Genomic DNA, 545 nt, shown 5'->3' with positions numbered 1-545 from the left:
CGTTCGTTCACATCCTCACGTGCCAAAGCACGCTCCGGTGTTCACTCACTTGCTTCCTAGCACTGCTCGTGTCTCGAAACCCTTTCAGTGACTCTTTTACATATAGCGATATACATAAAATTGTCTTAAAAAGGTATTGCATAAACAAATCACAAAAAGGATTTGTTCGGTTGATTCTTGATTTGTTACTTTCAATGTCGTTTTATCCAGTTTTCAAAGAACAAGTCGGCTTCCGATAAGCGGCGCATTACGTTGTCAGCTTCACTTGCTCACATCCTCACGTGCATAAGCACGCTCCGGTGTTCACTCGTTCGCTTCCTAGTACTGCTTGCTTCTCGAAACCCTTCAGTTTGAAGCATCCATCAAAAGGATGAACCTTCAAAACTGAACGCAAAACGTTAACTTGCAGACCCCTTGGGTCTATATTCCGAAATATTCCTTAGAAAGGAGGTGATCCAGCCGCACCTTCCGATACGGCTACCTTGTTACGACTTCACCCCAATCATCTGTCCCACCTTCGGCGGCTGGCTCCCGTAAGGGTTACC

Annotated in this window: 1 rRNA gene; it reads right to left on the bottom strand. The window is 45.7% G+C overall.

From position 1 onward, the window contains the following. Window positions 1–443 precede the first annotated feature (443 nt). Window positions 444–545: ribosomal RNA gene (locus tag MHZ95_RS20800) — 16S ribosomal RNA — on the bottom strand; the annotation flags it as partial.

It is taken from the genome of Sporosarcina sp. ACRSM, assembly GCF_022346545.1.
Lineage (GTDB): Bacteria > Bacillota > Bacilli > Bacillales_A > Planococcaceae > Sporosarcina.
The sequence above is the reverse complement of the archived record's forward strand: the minus strand, read 5'-3'. Positions and strand labels throughout refer to the sequence as shown.